Consider the following 14975-nt stretch of genomic DNA (forward strand, 5'->3'; position numbering starts at 1 on the left):
CCGCCGCGGCTCGCTCTATTTTTGGTTACGCGGTACTGTCCCCTTGCTGGCTTGTTCGACCAGATGCGCGCGCGAGGGCGCAGGTTCAAATCGATCGGCGAAATATTGCGTTTCGTTGACCACACGTCCTTCGCTGAATTCCATGATGCTCACCGCATAGGTTGGTTTACCGTCATAGGTGAGCACGAATTCAGAGACCCAGAGATCACCGCTGCCGATAATTCGCTGGACCGTAAAGCGCTTCTTGTTCGGCTGAACTGTTCGGCTCTCTTGAATGTTGTGCCGGCCACGAATCCGCTCATTCGATTGCGGATAGTAGAGCACAGCGTCATCACGATAGATCTCATGCTCGACCTCGAAGTCGCTCACGTCCGACGCTTCCCAATGACGTTGAAGCGCCATCCGCACGGTTTGATCGTTCATCCCAACCTCCGAACTCCGTTTCCGGGCATCAAATCCCAACTACAAAGCAGAATTCGGGCGATGGCTTGTGAAAAGTTTAGTTGACCGCTTTCGATAGCGGGGAGAAACTTGCAACCCACCGAGGCAAGAGGAAAAAACAATGGACGAGCCAGACCGTTGGCGCCACATGGCAAGCGCACCGAAAGACGGCAGTCGAATCCTTATAACGATCCGCCCGACTGAACAGGGGCAGGCAGAAGTTGACCTCGCATATTGGTCCAAAGGCGACCAGTTTGGTGCCGAAGGCTGGCGCGCCTCTGATTCCTCACCCGGCCGTGTCGTCGAATATGCCGAGCCGGAATTGAAGTGCTGGATGCCGATGCCCTCGGCCAATCTCAACCGCACCTCCATGCCCGCCCCCTGGGAAGGCGAAGACGCCGAGCAGCTGGACGGTTCAGGGATTTAAAGAACTCGCGTCGTTATATATGCTTCTCCGTCAGCCCGCTGCCTGCCTCGCGCAAGCTTCGCCCCCTATTGTTACTGCGACAATAGGAGACGACCGTGCAGCAAGTTGCAGTAAAAGGCCTGGGCGACAAAGGCTATTTGACCGGCAGTGATGTCGGCCTTGCCCTCGGCATTGTCGTCATCCTAACCGTGCTTTTCCTGCCGGTCTCGCCAATTGTTCTCGACATCGGCCTTGCCTTCTCCATCGCCTTGTCCGTGCTGATCCTGATGGTCGCCCTGTGGATTCAGCGGCCGCTCGACTTCTCGGCGTTTCCGACTGTCCTCCTGATCGCGACAATGATGCGGCTTTCGCTGAACATCGCGACAACCCGTGTCATCCTCACCCACGGCGACGAGGGTTACGGTGCTGCGGGACAGGTGATCCACGGTTTCTCGCAATTCGTCATGGGCGGCGACTTTGTCATCGGTCTTGTCGTCTTCGCGATCCTGATCATCGTCAACTTCCTCGTCATCACCAAGGGCGCGACGCGCATCGCGGAAGTCGGCGCGCGCTTCACCCTCGACGCCATTCCCGGCAAGCAGATGGCCATCGATGCCGATCTCTCGTCGGGCCTGATCGATGAAAAGCAGGCACAGCATCGCCGGCGTGAGCTTGAAGAGGAAAGCGCTTTTTTCGGTTCCATGGACGGTGCGTCCAAGTTTGTGCGCGGCGACGCGATCGCCGGTCTCATCATTACCGCCGTAAACATTTTCGGCGGCATCATCATCGGTGTTACCCGCCACGGCATGGATGTCAGCCACGCCGCTGACGTCTTCACCAAACTCTCGGTCGGCGACGGCCTAGTCACTCAGATTCCGGCCCTGATCGTTTCGCTTGCCGCCGGCCTCCTCGTTTCGAAGGGCGGCACGCGCGGCTCTGCCGACAAGGCGGTGTTCGGGCAGCTCGGCGCCTACCCGAAGGCACTCTTCGTTGCCGCGCTCCTGCTTTTCGTCCTCGGCAGCCTGCCCGGTCTGCCGGCCTTTCCCTTCTTTATCCTCGCGATCGGCCTGACAGCGATCGGCATTTCGGTTCCCCGCAAGCTGGCGCGGGTGGCCGCGGCTGCCCAGGCCGAGATTGCCCAGAAACAGCACGCCGCCGCCGAAGAGGATCGCAATTCGGTTCGCGCCTCGCTCGAGACCGCGCAGATCGAGCTTTGCCTCGGCAAACAGCTTTCGGCGAAACTTCTGGCTTCGCAGCTCGAACTTGCCCACCGCGTCAACAAGATGCGCAAGAAATTTGCCGTCGAATATGGATTTGTCGTGCCCGAGATCAAGGTCACGGACGACTTCCTGCTGCCCCCAAAGACGTACCGCATCAAGATTCACGGAACGGTCGTTGCCTCCCATGAAGTCCGGGTCGGCGAAATCCTAGTTATCCCGGGCGACAGGCCGCCCCCGCACGTTCCCGGCGAAGAAGTGCGGGAGCCCGCCTTCGGCATGAAGGCCTATTCCGTGCCGGAAACGTTTGCTGCGGAGCTGAAGCGCGATAATTACATGACCGTCGACAACCTTTCGGTCCTGCTCACTCACCTCAGCGAAATCGTCCGCAACAACCTGGCGCAGCTCCTGTCCTACAAGGACATGCGCGGTCTGCTCGACCGCCTCGGCCCGGAATACAAGAAACTGCTCGACGACATTTGCCCTGCGCATCTTTCCTATTCGGGGCTGCAGGCAGTCCTAAAGCTGCTGCTGACGGAACGGGTATCCATCCGCAATCTCAACCTCATCCTCGAGGCCATTGCCGAAGTCGCGCCGCATGTGCGTCGCTCCGAGATGATCGTCGAGCACGTGCGCATGCGCATGGCCCAGCAAATCTGCGGCGATCTTGCCGATCATGGCGTGCTCTCGGTGCTCAGGCTCGGCAATCGCTGGGATCTCGTCTTCCACCAGAGCCTGAAGCGCGATGCCAAGGGCGAGATCGTCGAGTTCGACATCGACCCACGGCTGCTCGAACAATTTGGCACGGAGGCGAGTGCCGCGATCCGTAAATATCTCGATGCCGGGGAGCGCTTTGTTCTCGTCGCATCGCCCGAGGCGCGTCCTTATATCCGGATGATCATCGAACGGCTCTTCGCGACGCTGTCGGTGCTCTCCCACGTCGAGATCGCTCGCGGGGTCGAAGTGCGTTCGCTCGGCACGATTTCCTGAGTTGCCGCCAATGCCGCAAATGAGCGACACGATTATCGCGGCCTTTCTGGTTTTCGCGCGCGTGGGCGCATGCCTCCTTGTCATGCCGGGCCTCTCCAGCCCGCGAATACCGATGCAAATCCGTCTGTTCGTCGCCCTCGCCTGCTCGCTGATGGTGGTGCCAATGGTCCTCGCGCAAGTCGAGCCAGCCGCGCGGTCGGCGCCCCTTCCGCTGATGCGGATCATCGTCATCGAAATCATTACCGGCGGCATGATTGGTGTTCTTGCGCGCCTCTATTTCTGGGCGCTGCAATTCATGGCGGGAGCGATCGCCATGGCGACCGGATATTCGGGAGCTTCAGGTGGCGCCATCGAATCCGAGGAGCCGGAGGCGGCAATCGCAAGCTTTGTGACCCTGTCAGCGCTCTGCCTGTTCTTTATTTCGGACCTCCACCTCGAGGTTTTCCGGGCGCTCCTGTCATCCTACTCGGCCATACCCGTCGACGGAAATTTCCAGGCGTCCACGGCAATGGTCAATCTGACCGATACATTGTCGAGGGCGTTCCTCAGCACCATCCGTATTGCCGCGCCCTTCATCGTTTTCGCCGTTGTGGTCAATATTGCCATCGGATTGATCAACAAGCTGACGCCGTCTATCCCGGTCTACTTCATATCGATGCCCTTCGTGCTCGCGGGCGGTCTGATGCTGCTCTATTTCGCCATCCCGGACATCTTGCGTTTCTTCACCAACGAGGCCGGCGCCTATCTGAGGAGTTTCTGATATGGCAGCGACACGCGCCACCTATCGCGAGATGATCCGCCTGCAGAAACTTGCGAAGTTGCGACACGAGATGGAGCTTGCCCGACTTCAAGCGCAATCAGCGGCGGTCGAAGCGGAAAATCTCGACCTCTTCAGAATGCATGAGAGTCGTTTCGGAGCGGAGGCCAGCATCGTTCCCGTCGGAATTATCATGAGACGGCTCGAAACGAACAAGGCGCGACAGGCATCACTGGCTGATACCGCAATGACAGAACGACAGAACTGGCTGAGAGTTTCGCGCACGATCGACACCTTGAGCGACAAGCTGCGTGTCCTTGACGCAAAGCTTACACGTGCGGAGGCCGCCGCCGAGCTCGATGAGAGTATCAGTCATTTACTGGCAGCGCCGAAAATTTAAGGCTCAAGCCTCCCGTAAGTTTGGGCGATTAAAGTGCACCCTATGAGACAACGAAGCGAAGCTGCAACAAATGGCCATTAATCCGCCGTCCGATCTGGTGCTCGATGTTGCCATGGCCGCGGATCCCGATGCGATGCGGGCAGCGGCGGACAAGCTGCGGGCGATGACATCCGACCGGGTTGCAGCGCAGATGCAGCTTTCGCGCGACAGTTTCGCTGCTTTGCAGCAGGCAGCACCGGAAGCTCGGAGCGCCAAGGCTGCCGAAGCGCCTAACAAGGCCTACAAGAAATTCGAGGCCTTCATGCTGCAATCCTTCGTCGAGTCGATGTTCACTGGCGAGAATCAGGCCGTCTTCGGTGAGGGAATTGCCGGCGACTACTGGAAATCGATGATGGCCGAGGCGATCGCCAACAAGATGTCCGACGGTGGCGGAATCGGTATAGCGCGCATGCTCGAAGCGCAGAGTGCGCGGAAGGCAAAAAATGCCGCTGCCGAAGCCGCGACTGAAAACAGTATCAAAACTGATGACCAACCCAATTTCAAACAGCAGGATTCAAATGTCATTTTGTACCAGATCGAACGGCAACTCATTCACAGGCAATTGAAATCGACCGATGACGTCGAATCAACCCGACAAGGCTGAGGCCGAAACGTTTGGAGGGAATTCATATGGAAACCGTCAACGATAATCAGAAAAGCACCGAGATGACAGCTTTCGCCCAGAGAAACGAACCCGCACTCGATCCAGTGCTCTTTGCAATCCGCAGGCTGGAAGAAGTCGTCGAGCGCGAGACCCGTCTGCTCCTTGATGGCCAGACGGTCGACCTCGCCGATATCAATGCCAATAAGAGCCGCGGCTTGCGCGACTTCAACAAGGCAATGGGCAAAGCCGCCAAAACCGTCGACACGTCGGCGCTGAGGTCCCTGCAGCCGTTCCTCGACAATCTGCGCCAGAAGCTCGATCGCAATTGCGATGCGCTCAAGTTGCACCTGCGCGCCGTTACGGAATTGACCGGGCTCATCCGTGACGCCCTCGAAACGCAGGAGGCAGACGGCACCTATACGGTCAGGCAATTGCGGGACGGTCAGGGCGCATGATCCGCATCGCCATTATCGGCCTGTGGATTTGCGGCGTTGCGCTTGGCTCGCTCTATTTTGCCGTTTGGCAGAATTCGGCGACCGCATCAGTCGCGCCGAAGACCGGTGAAGTCGTGCTCGACGATGGCAAGACCGATGTCTTCAGCGTGCCCGTCATCATCGACAATGCGGTGCATGGCTATGTCGTGACGCAATTTGCCTATACGCTCGACAAATCGGTCAAGGCGTCGGTGACCGTGCCCGTCTCTTATTTCATCAATGACGAGATCTTCTCACAGTTCTACGGCCAGTATTCGGACGTAAAGGACGTGCAGCAGGTCAAGTTCGATGATGTGAAGAAATCCATCATCGACCGCGTCAACGCGCATTTCCCGCAGCCGCTCCTCAAGGACCTCCTCGTCGAGCAGTTCAACTACATCAGTTCCAAGGAAATCCGCAACCAGAACACCAAGGGCCTCGAACGGCCCTAATACTGGATCAAAGCGAGTAATATTTGCCCGCGAGCGTCTGGAGCAGCGTGTCGTTCAGGGGTTCGACGGTGGGGTCCTGGACGAAGCGGACGCCGAATTCCGGCTCCTTGTGCCATACGACTTCCGTGATCAGCGCGCCGCAATATTGATCGTCGAACAGCCAGAAGCGGGCTGGAACGGCGCACGAGCCGATCAGCCTTATCCTCGCCCCGCCATGGGCAATGTTCTGGAACTGGCATTCGGTCAGGAAGTGACCATCCAACGTGACAAGCTTGCCGGATCGCAGGCGGGTCCGCTTGCGATCCTGGCGCCGTTTTTCTGCTTTATGTTCCGTTGCGGCTGGTGGCATTGCCAAGGGATCCGAATTGCAAGCAACCGTTGATGGTGGTTTGCGATCACGCTATCAGCCAAAAATTGCAAATCCGTTAGGCTGCCGCGAGTTGGGAACGTGCGACACGCCGATTGGCACTGTTCCAGGAAAAATTCTTTTGCCTTATGGCCCGCTACCACTTTTAATTGCTTGGGTCATTCTCGTCGGTGCTGGCACGCGCGCGTGACGGTTCATCCCAAACGAAAGGGGCAAGACGGCCATGTCACAAGACGCAAAAGCAAGCCTTCACGCGGCGGCTCTGGATTTCCACCAATTTCCAAAGCCGGGAAAAATCGAAATTACGCCGAGCAAACGGCTCGCCAATGCGCGCGACCTTGCACTTGCCTATTCGCCCGGGGTTGCTGCCCCATGCGAAGAGATCGCAGCCGACCCCGAGAAGGCCTATCTCTATACATCCAAGGGTAACCTTGTCGCCGTGGTCTCGAACGGGACTGCTGTGCTCGGGCTCGGCAATATCGGTGCGCTCGCCAGCAAGCCTGTGATGGAGGGCAAGGCGGTCCTCTTCAAGAAATTCGCCGGCATCGACAGCATCGACATCGAGGTGAATGAAACCGATCCGAAAAAATTCATCGAGATCGTTGCACCGCTGGAGCCGAGCTTCGGCGGCATCAATCTCGAAGACATCAAGGCGCCCGATTGTTTCGACATCGAGGAAAGCCTGCGCGAGCGTATGAACATACCCGTGTTCCATGATGACCAGCACGGCACGGCAATCATCGTTGCGGCGGCTGTGCTCAACGCCATGAAACTCGTGGGCAAGGATATTGCCGAGGTCAAGATCTGCACCTCCGGTGCTGGCGCAGCTGCGATCGCCTGCATGAACATGCTGGAGACCGTCGGCGCGCGCCGCGAGAACATCTACCTTGCCGACCGGCAGGGACTTGTCACCAAGAAGCGGGCGAACTCGGTGGATCGCTGGCGCGGCGCCTTTGCCCAGGACACGAATGCGACCGAACTTGCCGACGTCATGGCCGGTGCAGATATCTACGTAGGCCTCTCGTCAGCCGGCGCTTTGAAGCCCGAAATGATTCGCGAAATGGCGCGTGACCCATTGATCCTTGCGCTTTCCAACCCGACACCCGAGATCATGCCGGAGCTTGCCATTGCCGAGCGTCCGGATGCGATGATCTGCACCGGCCGATCCGACTATCCCAATCAGGTCAACAACGTCCTCTGCTTCCCGTTTATCTTCCGGGGTGCGCTCGATTCAGGCGCAACGACGATCAATGATAACATGAAACGGGCAGCAGCCTACGCGATTGCCCAGCTTGCCCATGAGCCGGCCCTGGAATCCATGGGCAGTGATGCCGCCGCGACGTTCGGGCGTGGCTATCTCATCCCTTCCCCGTTCGATCAGCGCCTCATTCTGCGCATTGCGCCAGCCGTGGCCCAAGCCGCCATGGACAGTGGCGTATCGCGTCGCCCAATCGCGGACATGCGCGCCTACCAGGACAGCCTGAAGCGCTTCGTCTTCCGCTCCGGATTGGTGATGAAGCCGATGATCGAGCGCGCCATGGGACAAGGCAAGCGCGTTGCCTTTGCCGATGGCGAGGACGAGCGTGTGTTGCGGGCAACGCAGGTCATCATGGAGGAGTCGATTGGCCGGCCGGTGCTCATAGGCCGCCCTGCGGTCATCGAACACCGTATTGAGCGCTTTGGCCTTACCATTCGCCCAGAACGCGACTTCGACATCATCAATCCCGAGGATGATCCGCGCTACCGCGATTACGTCACCCAGTTCCACGATCTTGTCGGGCGCAAAGGCGTCACGCTCGATACGGCCCGGACCATCGTGCGCACGAATACGACGGTCATCGGTGCATTGGCCGTTCGGCGCGGCGAGGCCGACGCCTTGATCTGCGGCCTGCAAGGCAGCTTCATCAAACATGCACGCGACATCCGCTCGATCATCGGCCTTGCCGATGATTCGGCGCAGCTTTCGGCACTCTCGATGCTGATCATGGGCAAGGGCGTGTTCTTCCTCGCTGACACGCATATGAACATAGACCCGAGTGCCGAGGAGATCGTGCAGATCGCCTTGCAGGCGCGCGACCACCTCAAGCGCTTCAATATCGATGCCAAGGCGGCGCTGCTCAGCTATTCCAGCTTCGGATCACGGGGCGGCGCCCCGGCTGAAAAAATGCGGGCCGCCTATGCGCTGCTCACCAAGGCGGCTCCCGATCTTCTGGTCGAGGGGGAGATGCAGGGGGATCTTGCAATCAACCCGGCCTTGCGTGAGCGCTTCCTTACCAAGACCGCCTATGAGGGCGAGGCAAACCTTCTGATATTCCCGTCGCTGGAAGCGGCAAACGTCTCGATGACCCTGTTAACGGAATTGAACAATGCGCTGGCGGTCGGCCCGATATTGATGGGCACGAAACGTCCAGCCCACATCCTTTCGCCCACGGTGACCAGTCGGGGCATCGTCAACATGTCGGCAATTGCAGCGGCCGAAGCATTGGAATGTTGACCATGCCGCACACGGACGGGTTGTAGGCAACGCGATTTTGAGCCAACTTTGCTTTCACTGATTTGGAGGGCCACAGCTTAAAGGAGCGTGGCCCCGACTTTGAAAGTTCGAAAACGATATGCACGATCAGGCTCATCACGCCGAAACATTCGACCTTGCACCGATCTCACTATGGCTCGAGGACTTCAGCGAGGTTCGGTCTCTCTTTGAAACGTGGCGGGCGTCTGGCGTCACCGATATCAGGGCGTACCTCACGGAAAATGAAAACCGCATCAAGCAGTGCTCGAGCCTGATCAAGGTTATCAAAGTCAACAGGAAGACCCTGACGCTGTTTGAGGCAGAGGACCTCGAGCATCTCACCCAGAATCTCGGCTCCATCTTTCGCGGCGACATGCTGCAATCGCACGTCCAGGAACTTTCGGCGCTTTGGGAAGGCGAGACCGAGTTTTCCAGCGCCACCGTCAACTATACGCTGTCCGGTCGGCGTCTCGACATCCAGTTGCGCGGTACGGTACTGCCCGGTTACGAAGACAGCTGGAGCCAGGTCCTACTTTCGATCGAGGATGTAACCGAACGCGAAGATGCTCGGCGCAAGCAGGTGGAGAGCAAGCGCTACGCCGAGGGGCTCTTCGAACATTCGCCGGTATCCCTATGGGTCGAGGACTTCAGCCGCATCAAGCGCCTCCTCGACGAAGTGCGCGACAAGGGCATTACCGATTTTCGCGTTTTCACCGACGTGCACCCCGAATTCGTCCGCCAGTGCATGAGCGAGATACGGGTCGTCGACATCAATCGCGAGACGTTGAAGCTCTTTCTCGCACCCGACAAGATGACGCTGCTGCGCCGCATCAACGACGTTTTCAAGGACGAGATGAATGCGCATTTCAGGGAGCAACTGATCGATCTTTGGAACGGCAACCTGTTCCACCAGCGGGAGACTGTCAACTACGCGCTGGACGGTACAGAACGTCACGTATTGCTGCAGTTCTCGGTCTTGCCCGGCCACGAAGACGACTGGGCGCTTGTGCAGATATCGCTTACCGACATCACCGCGCGCAAGAAGGCCGAGGCCTATCTCGAATATCTCGGCAAGCACGACGTCCTGACGAAACTCTACAATCGCGCCTTTTACGTCGATGAACTCAACAGGCTGGAACGGCGCGAATTCCACCCGGTCTCGATCATCATTCTCGATCTTAACGGGCTCAAGGTCATCAACGACCAGTGGGGCCACGCCGCCGGCGACAGCATGCTGCGCCGGGTGGGAGAGGTGCTCAACGAGGCTGTCAGAGCCCCCTGCTATGCGGCCCGTATCGGCGGCGACGAATTTGCCGTGCTGATGCCCGCCATTGACGAATTGGGTGCAGGAAGCCTTGTCGAGGAGATCCGCAGTCTGGTTGAGATCAACAATCAGTATTATTCGAATATTCCACTCGACATGTCGATCGGCTGGGCGACCAGCAATATCGGCGAAAAGATGGAATTGGTCGCCAAGCGCGCCGACCTTCTGATGTACGAGGATAAACGCGCGCACTACTCATCGGGCAAGAAGGCCGGACAAGCCGCGAACTAGTCCGCGTTCAAGGGCTATGCGGGAGATTAATTACAATTAACTATGCAGATTTCGGGGAAAAACCGCTTTGAGCGCATTCGAGTCACGCTCCTGTAACGCTGCGTAACATAGCGTCAACCTGTGATCGTGAATTCGATGCATAGGACAAACAATAAGAAGCATCCACCATGCAAGGAATGAGCGGACAGCAGTGGGGGGCATAGGTCGAAATTCTATATTTATTCGAGTTAGAATATGGGCTTAGCACTGCGGGTAAATGAATACAGGCCGACAACAACTTAGAAAACGACAGGCTAACGCCCATCTACAACGCGCTCTCCGGAGCGCGTTTTGTTTTTGGAAGTGCCGTCCCAGCGACTCAGTAGTCGATCACGCCGTCAAGAGCGTAGTGCTTGATGGTCTTGCGATTTGCGATGAGCTCGTCCACCGTTGGCCTGCCGGTCATGGCGCGGGAAATTGCGAGTTTCGTCGCCTCATAATTGGTGCGATATAAATCCTTGCGATCGAGGTTCTCGTCATCGACACAACGCGGATCGAGCCAGACCGTGATGATCATGCACAGGTCGTCGGCCTCGTCCCTGGGAAGAATTCCTTCCGACAGGCAATCGACGATCGCATCGCCCATCGCCGCCTGCACGACGCCGCCCAGAAGTTCGGCATAGGCCATATTCTTGATAGTAACCTTGCTCGTCATCATGGTGGCGGGACGTACCGCCTGGTTGAGGTCGCGGACCACGAACATGCGCGTGTGTCCCTTGACCTGACCCATCATCGAGGCGAACGCGTGGCCAACGGGGCCGCGCACCGATCCAATCACTATTTCGGGCATGGCATCCGTTGCCTGGCCCTCCGCAGCAAGAACCGTTGCCTCACCCGTGCGAAACCAAATCTCAGACATGTATCCTCCTTGCCAATTGCGGCACGACCCTATCTGCCACTTCTTGACCGGTAAAGTTGAAAAACCCAGAGAGTGAGTTCCGTTGTCACGCATCAAATGAAATTTTTGTTTTAGAACAGGTGCGTATCAAACAGCAGTGAACGAGGGAGCGCTCTTTTTCAAGGTGGGCATCCTCACCTGTCATCTGCTTCCTAACAGCAGCAACCGCAATCAACGTGTAGTAGCAATATTTTGACACTGGAACGTGGTTGAAGCATTATCGGCACGCCGGCTACGTTCTTCGGAGGAGGAGGCCATCGCCAACCGTTCGCGTGATGTTAAGCGTACTCGCGAATACAGTCTATCACGGCGCTGCACAGCGCAGCGTAGCGCGTGGAGCCTGAAGCTTACCCATCAAGTGGCAATAATTGTCGTGCCCGCTCTTGTCGCGTCTTTCTTCCCCGGCGTTGCGCTTGCGGATGATGAATGCGGTCAATCCAATACGAGCGGAGCAGTCCCGACTGTCACCTGCGCACCGGGAACTTATTCGACGGGGATCGTGTACTCCACGTCAAACGCCGGCATGATCTTGACTGGCGACGGGCTTCTCGTGCTGACAAATCCTGTCAGGGGCGTCGAGATCAACACCAACGGCGTCAGCGGCCCCATCAGCGGCCCGATTTCAATGAGGCTGAGCGGCCTATTCGAGGCTGAGGGGCAGGTGAATATCTATGGCGTTTCCCTGCTTCAGAGTAATCCGAACGCCACGGCGTTTGGTGATCTCACCATTGATGTCACAGGAGAGGTGGATGCTCAGGGCCAGACTGATATCCGTGGGATCTTCCTCAACAATTTGACACCGAGCCCTGCCAATCTTTCTGTAATTTATCGCGGGCCCAGCATTCATGTGGTGGGCGGTGACGCGGCTGGCATCATAGCCCGTTCGGCGGGTGGCAGCGGCAATGTTTCGATCGACGCCAGCGGCGGTATCATTGGCAACGTGCCCACGAATTCGCAACTTCTCTTTGGCATCACTGCCGAGGCCGACACGACCGGCAGCGGCAGCGGCAGTGCCTCGGTACGCTATCGTATGGGCGCTGTCGGCGAAACCAGCGAGATCGGCCTCACCGGCTCGCGTGTGTTCGGGATAAATGCCGTCTCCCATGGCGATGGCTCCGCGACGGTGATTACTGACCCTGGGACGTCGATTTCCCTGAGCGGTGACGAAAACGGCAACCCGCATGCAGCCATTTCGTTGACAGCCCGCGGCGGCAGCGCTGCTGGGGGCCAGATGGTACGAGGAGAGATCGCCTCGACCATCGACAACACCGGTTCAGTAGCCGGGGACGCCGGCGAACGCTCGCGCAACCCGATCGGCATTCGCGCGACTGCTTATACCGACGTTCCGGTCACGGTGATCTATACCGGCGCAGGCATCACCACGGATGGCGGCCGCGGCATGGGAATTGTCGCGCAGTCAGGGAGCGGCGCTTCCACCGTTCAAAGCAGCGGGCCCATCACCACCAATGGCGACAGATCCTTTGGCATCCTGGCTGACAGCGGCAGCCAGCCGCGCCCTAGCCTTCCACTGACCTCTCCGGGTGTTTCTTTTCCTGGCGACGGTCCAGACGATCCGGCGTCAGGTATCGGTGGGCCGGTTACTGTCCTCAGCGCCGCACCCATAACGACCCATGGTAGCGAATCCCACGGCATATGGGCCAATTCCGCCACGGGTGCGGTTGATGTCTCTGCCTCGAATATCGTGACGACCGGCGAATTCGGTGTTGGCATCAAGGCGACCGGCGGCTCAGTCACCGTCAGCGTTCCGGGAGCGGTGACCGGCGGTTGGCAATCTTCCGCGGATGGCGCGGGACCGAATTATCAGATGCCTTCGAGCGGCGTTATCCTGGGCGCAACCTCCGGGACGGCAACGCTGAATAATACCGGCACTATTGGCGCACTTTCCGATCGAGCCGTCGCCGCGGCCGATCTTTATTTTCAGCCGGGCTTTCCGGGCAACGTGAACATCGTCAACAACGGAACGATAACGGGCTATGTAACGCTTGGGTCGGGAAATGACACTTTCCAGAACCTGACGCCCACCTCCTTTGACATTCGCAATTTTGCCGATACGGATGGTGACGGCATCCGCGATACAAAGGCCGTTGCCATCTCCGACTTTGGTGCGGGTAGCGACCAGTTCGTCAACCAAGCTGCGGGCGTGGTGCGACTCCTGCCTGTCACCGGCGCGGCAATAACCGATGCGACCGGCTACTACGTTCCGACGACCAGGCGCGGATAGCCGCCCACTTGAATCCACCTTTTACGATCTCAACCGCGAAGGGGTCGTTCAGGGCCAGCTTGTCAACCTCGAAACCTTCGCCAATGCCGGTACCATCGACCTACGCAATCCCGCCGTTGGCAACGCCCTACCCGTTGTCGGCAACAGCCTTGTCATCACCGGCAACCCAACCGCTGGAGGCGTTCCGGGCAGCGGACTTTATGTATCCAACGGCGGAAGGTTGCTCGTCAATACCGTGCTGAATGGCGGCATACCTGTTGCCGGTCAGACCAACTCCTACTCCGACATGCTGGTCGTCGATGGCACCCGGCTCGGCACAGGAGCGACGACAATCGGCGTGACCAATGTCGGAGGCAGCGGCGTCCTGACACCGGGCAACGGTATCGGGCTTGTCGAGGTGCGCAACAAGGCGGCCTCGGATCCAGGTGCATTCTCGCTTGCAGGCGACTATGTGACTACACAGGGCGAGCAGGCAGTCGTGGGCGGGGCATATGCCTATACGCTTAAATTTGGCGGCGTCGGCGCAGATGGCACCGATGGCAACTGGTATCTCCGCTCGCAATTGATACCACCGGGTCCAATACCCCCCAATCCACCGGAGCCCCTGTTCCAGGCGGGTGTGCCGATCTACGAAGCATATCCGCAGGCGCTGCTAGCGCTTATGAGCATGCCGACGATGCAGCAGCGGGTCGGCAACCGCTATTGGGAACAGCCGCTCGCTCCGCCAAACGGGCTCGAAGGCAACGGCGTATGGACCCGCATCGAGGGCTTGCACAGTCATATCGAGCCGGCGGTCAGTACCAGCGGCAGCGACTACGATCTCGATATGTGGCGGCTTCAAGCCGGGCTCGACGGTCTGCTGTATGAAGCGCAAGACGGCAGCCGGCTCATCGGCGGCATTACAGTCCATTACGGGCAGGCTTCGAGCGACGTAACCTCCGTATTTGGCGACGGCGGTATCGATACCGACGGTTACGGTTTTGGCGGCACGCTGACATGGCTCGGGCAAAACGGTATTTATGTGGATGGGCAAGCATCGCTGACCTGGTTCGATAGCGATCTCACATCCGATACCGCCAATCGCTCGCTTAATGATGGCAATGACGGTTTCGGCTATGCCCTGTCGGTTGAGGCCGGCAAAAAGATCGACTTGAGCGGGAACTGGACGATTACGCCACAGGCGCAGCTGATTTACGCCAATGTCGATTTCGACGGCTTCACCGATCCTTTCGGCGCTGACGTTTCACTCGGCACGGGCGACAGCCTGCGCGGCCGGCTGGGCATCTCGGCCGACCGCGAGCAGAGCTGGCAAGACAAGGCGGGCAAGACCAGCCGCAGCCACGTCTACGGCATCGCCAACCTCTATTACGAAATCCTTGACGGATCTTCCGTGGACATCTCCGGCGTAAAATTCGAGACGCGGCCCGAGCGGTTCTGGGGCGGGATCGGGATCGGTGGCAGCTACAACTGGAACGACGACAAGTATTCCGTCTATGGCGAGGTTTCAGCCAATACCAGCCTTGAGAGTTTCGGCGACAGCTACGCCTTTAACGGAACCGCAGGTTTCCGCGTCAAATGGTAGG

At 58.5% G+C, this 14975-nt stretch carries 14 protein-coding genes; 11 read left to right on the forward strand and 3 right to left on the reverse strand.

The window, feature by feature from the left end; all coding sequences use genetic code 11:
* Positions 1–15 precede the first annotated feature (15 nt).
* The gene (locus HQ945_RS20835) at positions 16–423 is read right to left on the reverse strand and encodes a nuclear transport factor 2 family protein (protein ID WP_113282158.1); all 408 of its coding nucleotides are present in this window, start codon (positions 421–423) and stop codon (positions 16–18) included.
* 139 nt (positions 424–562) lie between these two features.
* Here HQ945_RS20835 and HQ945_RS20840 point away from each other — a divergent pair, with 139 nt between their 5' ends.
* From HQ945_RS20840 to HQ945_RS20870, 7 genes are all read left to right on the forward strand, one after another.
* Complete coding sequence (locus HQ945_RS20840) at positions 563–868, forward strand: hypothetical protein (protein ID WP_027233041.1); 306 nt, start codon at positions 563–565, stop codon at positions 866–868.
* 95 nt (positions 869–963) lie between these two features.
* Positions 964–3054, forward strand: coding sequence for a flagellar biosynthesis protein FlhA (gene flhA / locus HQ945_RS20845; protein WP_113282159.1), 2091 nt, complete (start codon positions 964–966; stop codon positions 3052–3054).
* A 19-nt stretch (positions 3055–3073) separates the two neighbouring features.
* The gene (gene fliR / locus HQ945_RS20850; RefSeq protein WP_425500682.1) at positions 3074–3814 is read left to right on the forward strand and encodes a flagellar biosynthetic protein FliR; all 741 of its coding nucleotides are present in this window, start codon (positions 3074–3076) and stop codon (positions 3812–3814) included.
* Between the two features lies 1 nt (position 3815).
* A complete protein-coding gene (locus HQ945_RS20855; RefSeq protein WP_091925183.1) occupies positions 3816–4211 on the forward strand; it encodes a hypothetical protein in 396 nt (131 codons plus the stop codon).
* Between the two features lie 70 nt (positions 4212–4281).
* A complete protein-coding gene (locus tag HQ945_RS20860; RefSeq protein ID WP_027233037.1) occupies positions 4282–4854 on the forward strand; it encodes a rod-binding protein in 573 nt (190 codons plus the stop codon).
* A 26-nt stretch (positions 4855–4880) separates the two neighbouring features.
* Positions 4881–5309, forward strand: a complete 429-nt coding sequence (locus tag HQ945_RS20865; protein ID WP_027233036.1) for a hypothetical protein — start codon at positions 4881–4883, stop codon at positions 5307–5309.
* On the forward strand, positions 5306–5779 hold the full coding sequence (locus tag HQ945_RS20870; RefSeq protein WP_113282161.1) for a hypothetical protein: 474 nt from the start codon (positions 5306–5308) through the stop codon (positions 5777–5779). The genes HQ945_RS20865 and HQ945_RS20870 overlap by 4 nt, the downstream gene beginning before the upstream one ends.
* Before the next feature lie 7 nt (positions 5780–5786).
* Here HQ945_RS20870 and HQ945_RS20875 read toward each other — a convergent pair whose 3' ends face one another.
* Positions 5787–6128, reverse strand: coding sequence for a PilZ domain-containing protein (locus tag HQ945_RS20875; RefSeq protein ID WP_027233035.1), 342 nt, complete (start codon positions 6126–6128; stop codon positions 5787–5789).
* Positions 6129–6369: 241 nt separating this feature from the next.
* Between HQ945_RS20875 and HQ945_RS20880 the strand changes: the two genes are divergently transcribed.
* Together HQ945_RS20880 and HQ945_RS20885 are read left to right on the forward strand one after the other, a co-directional pair.
* Positions 6370–8640 (forward strand): NADP-dependent malic enzyme, encoded by a 2271-nt coding sequence (locus tag HQ945_RS20880; protein ID WP_113282162.1) that lies wholly within the window; start codon positions 6370–6372, stop codon positions 8638–8640.
* Between the two features lie 118 nt (positions 8641–8758).
* Positions 8759–10213 carry a sensor domain-containing diguanylate cyclase gene (locus tag HQ945_RS20885; RefSeq protein ID WP_027233033.1) on the forward strand — a complete coding sequence of 485 codons (1455 nt, stop codon included), beginning with the start codon at positions 8759–8761 and terminating at the stop codon, positions 10211–10213.
* 358 nt (positions 10214–10571) lie between these two features.
* Here the strand turns inward: HQ945_RS20885 and fae are convergent, their stop codons facing one another.
* Positions 10572–11111 (reverse strand): formaldehyde-activating enzyme, encoded by a 540-nt coding sequence (fae, locus tag HQ945_RS20890; RefSeq protein WP_027233032.1) that lies wholly within the window; start codon positions 11109–11111, stop codon positions 10572–10574.
* A 397-nt stretch (positions 11112–11508) separates the two neighbouring features.
* Here fae and HQ945_RS20895 point away from each other — a divergent pair, with 397 nt between their 5' ends.
* Both HQ945_RS20895 and HQ945_RS20900 read left to right on the forward strand, forming a co-directional pair.
* Complete coding sequence (locus tag HQ945_RS20895; protein WP_174208466.1) at positions 11509–13392, forward strand: hypothetical protein; 1884 nt, start codon at positions 11509–11511, stop codon at positions 13390–13392.
* Complete coding sequence (locus HQ945_RS20900) at positions 13352–14974, forward strand: autotransporter family protein (RefSeq protein WP_174208467.1); 1623 nt, start codon at positions 13352–13354, stop codon at positions 14972–14974. The genes HQ945_RS20895 and HQ945_RS20900 overlap by 41 nt, the downstream gene beginning before the upstream one ends.
* Position 14975 lies beyond the last annotated feature (1 nt).

This window comes from Phyllobacterium pellucidum (genome assembly GCF_013327855.1).
Lineage (GTDB): Bacteria > Pseudomonadota > Alphaproteobacteria > Rhizobiales > Rhizobiaceae > Phyllobacterium > Phyllobacterium pellucidum.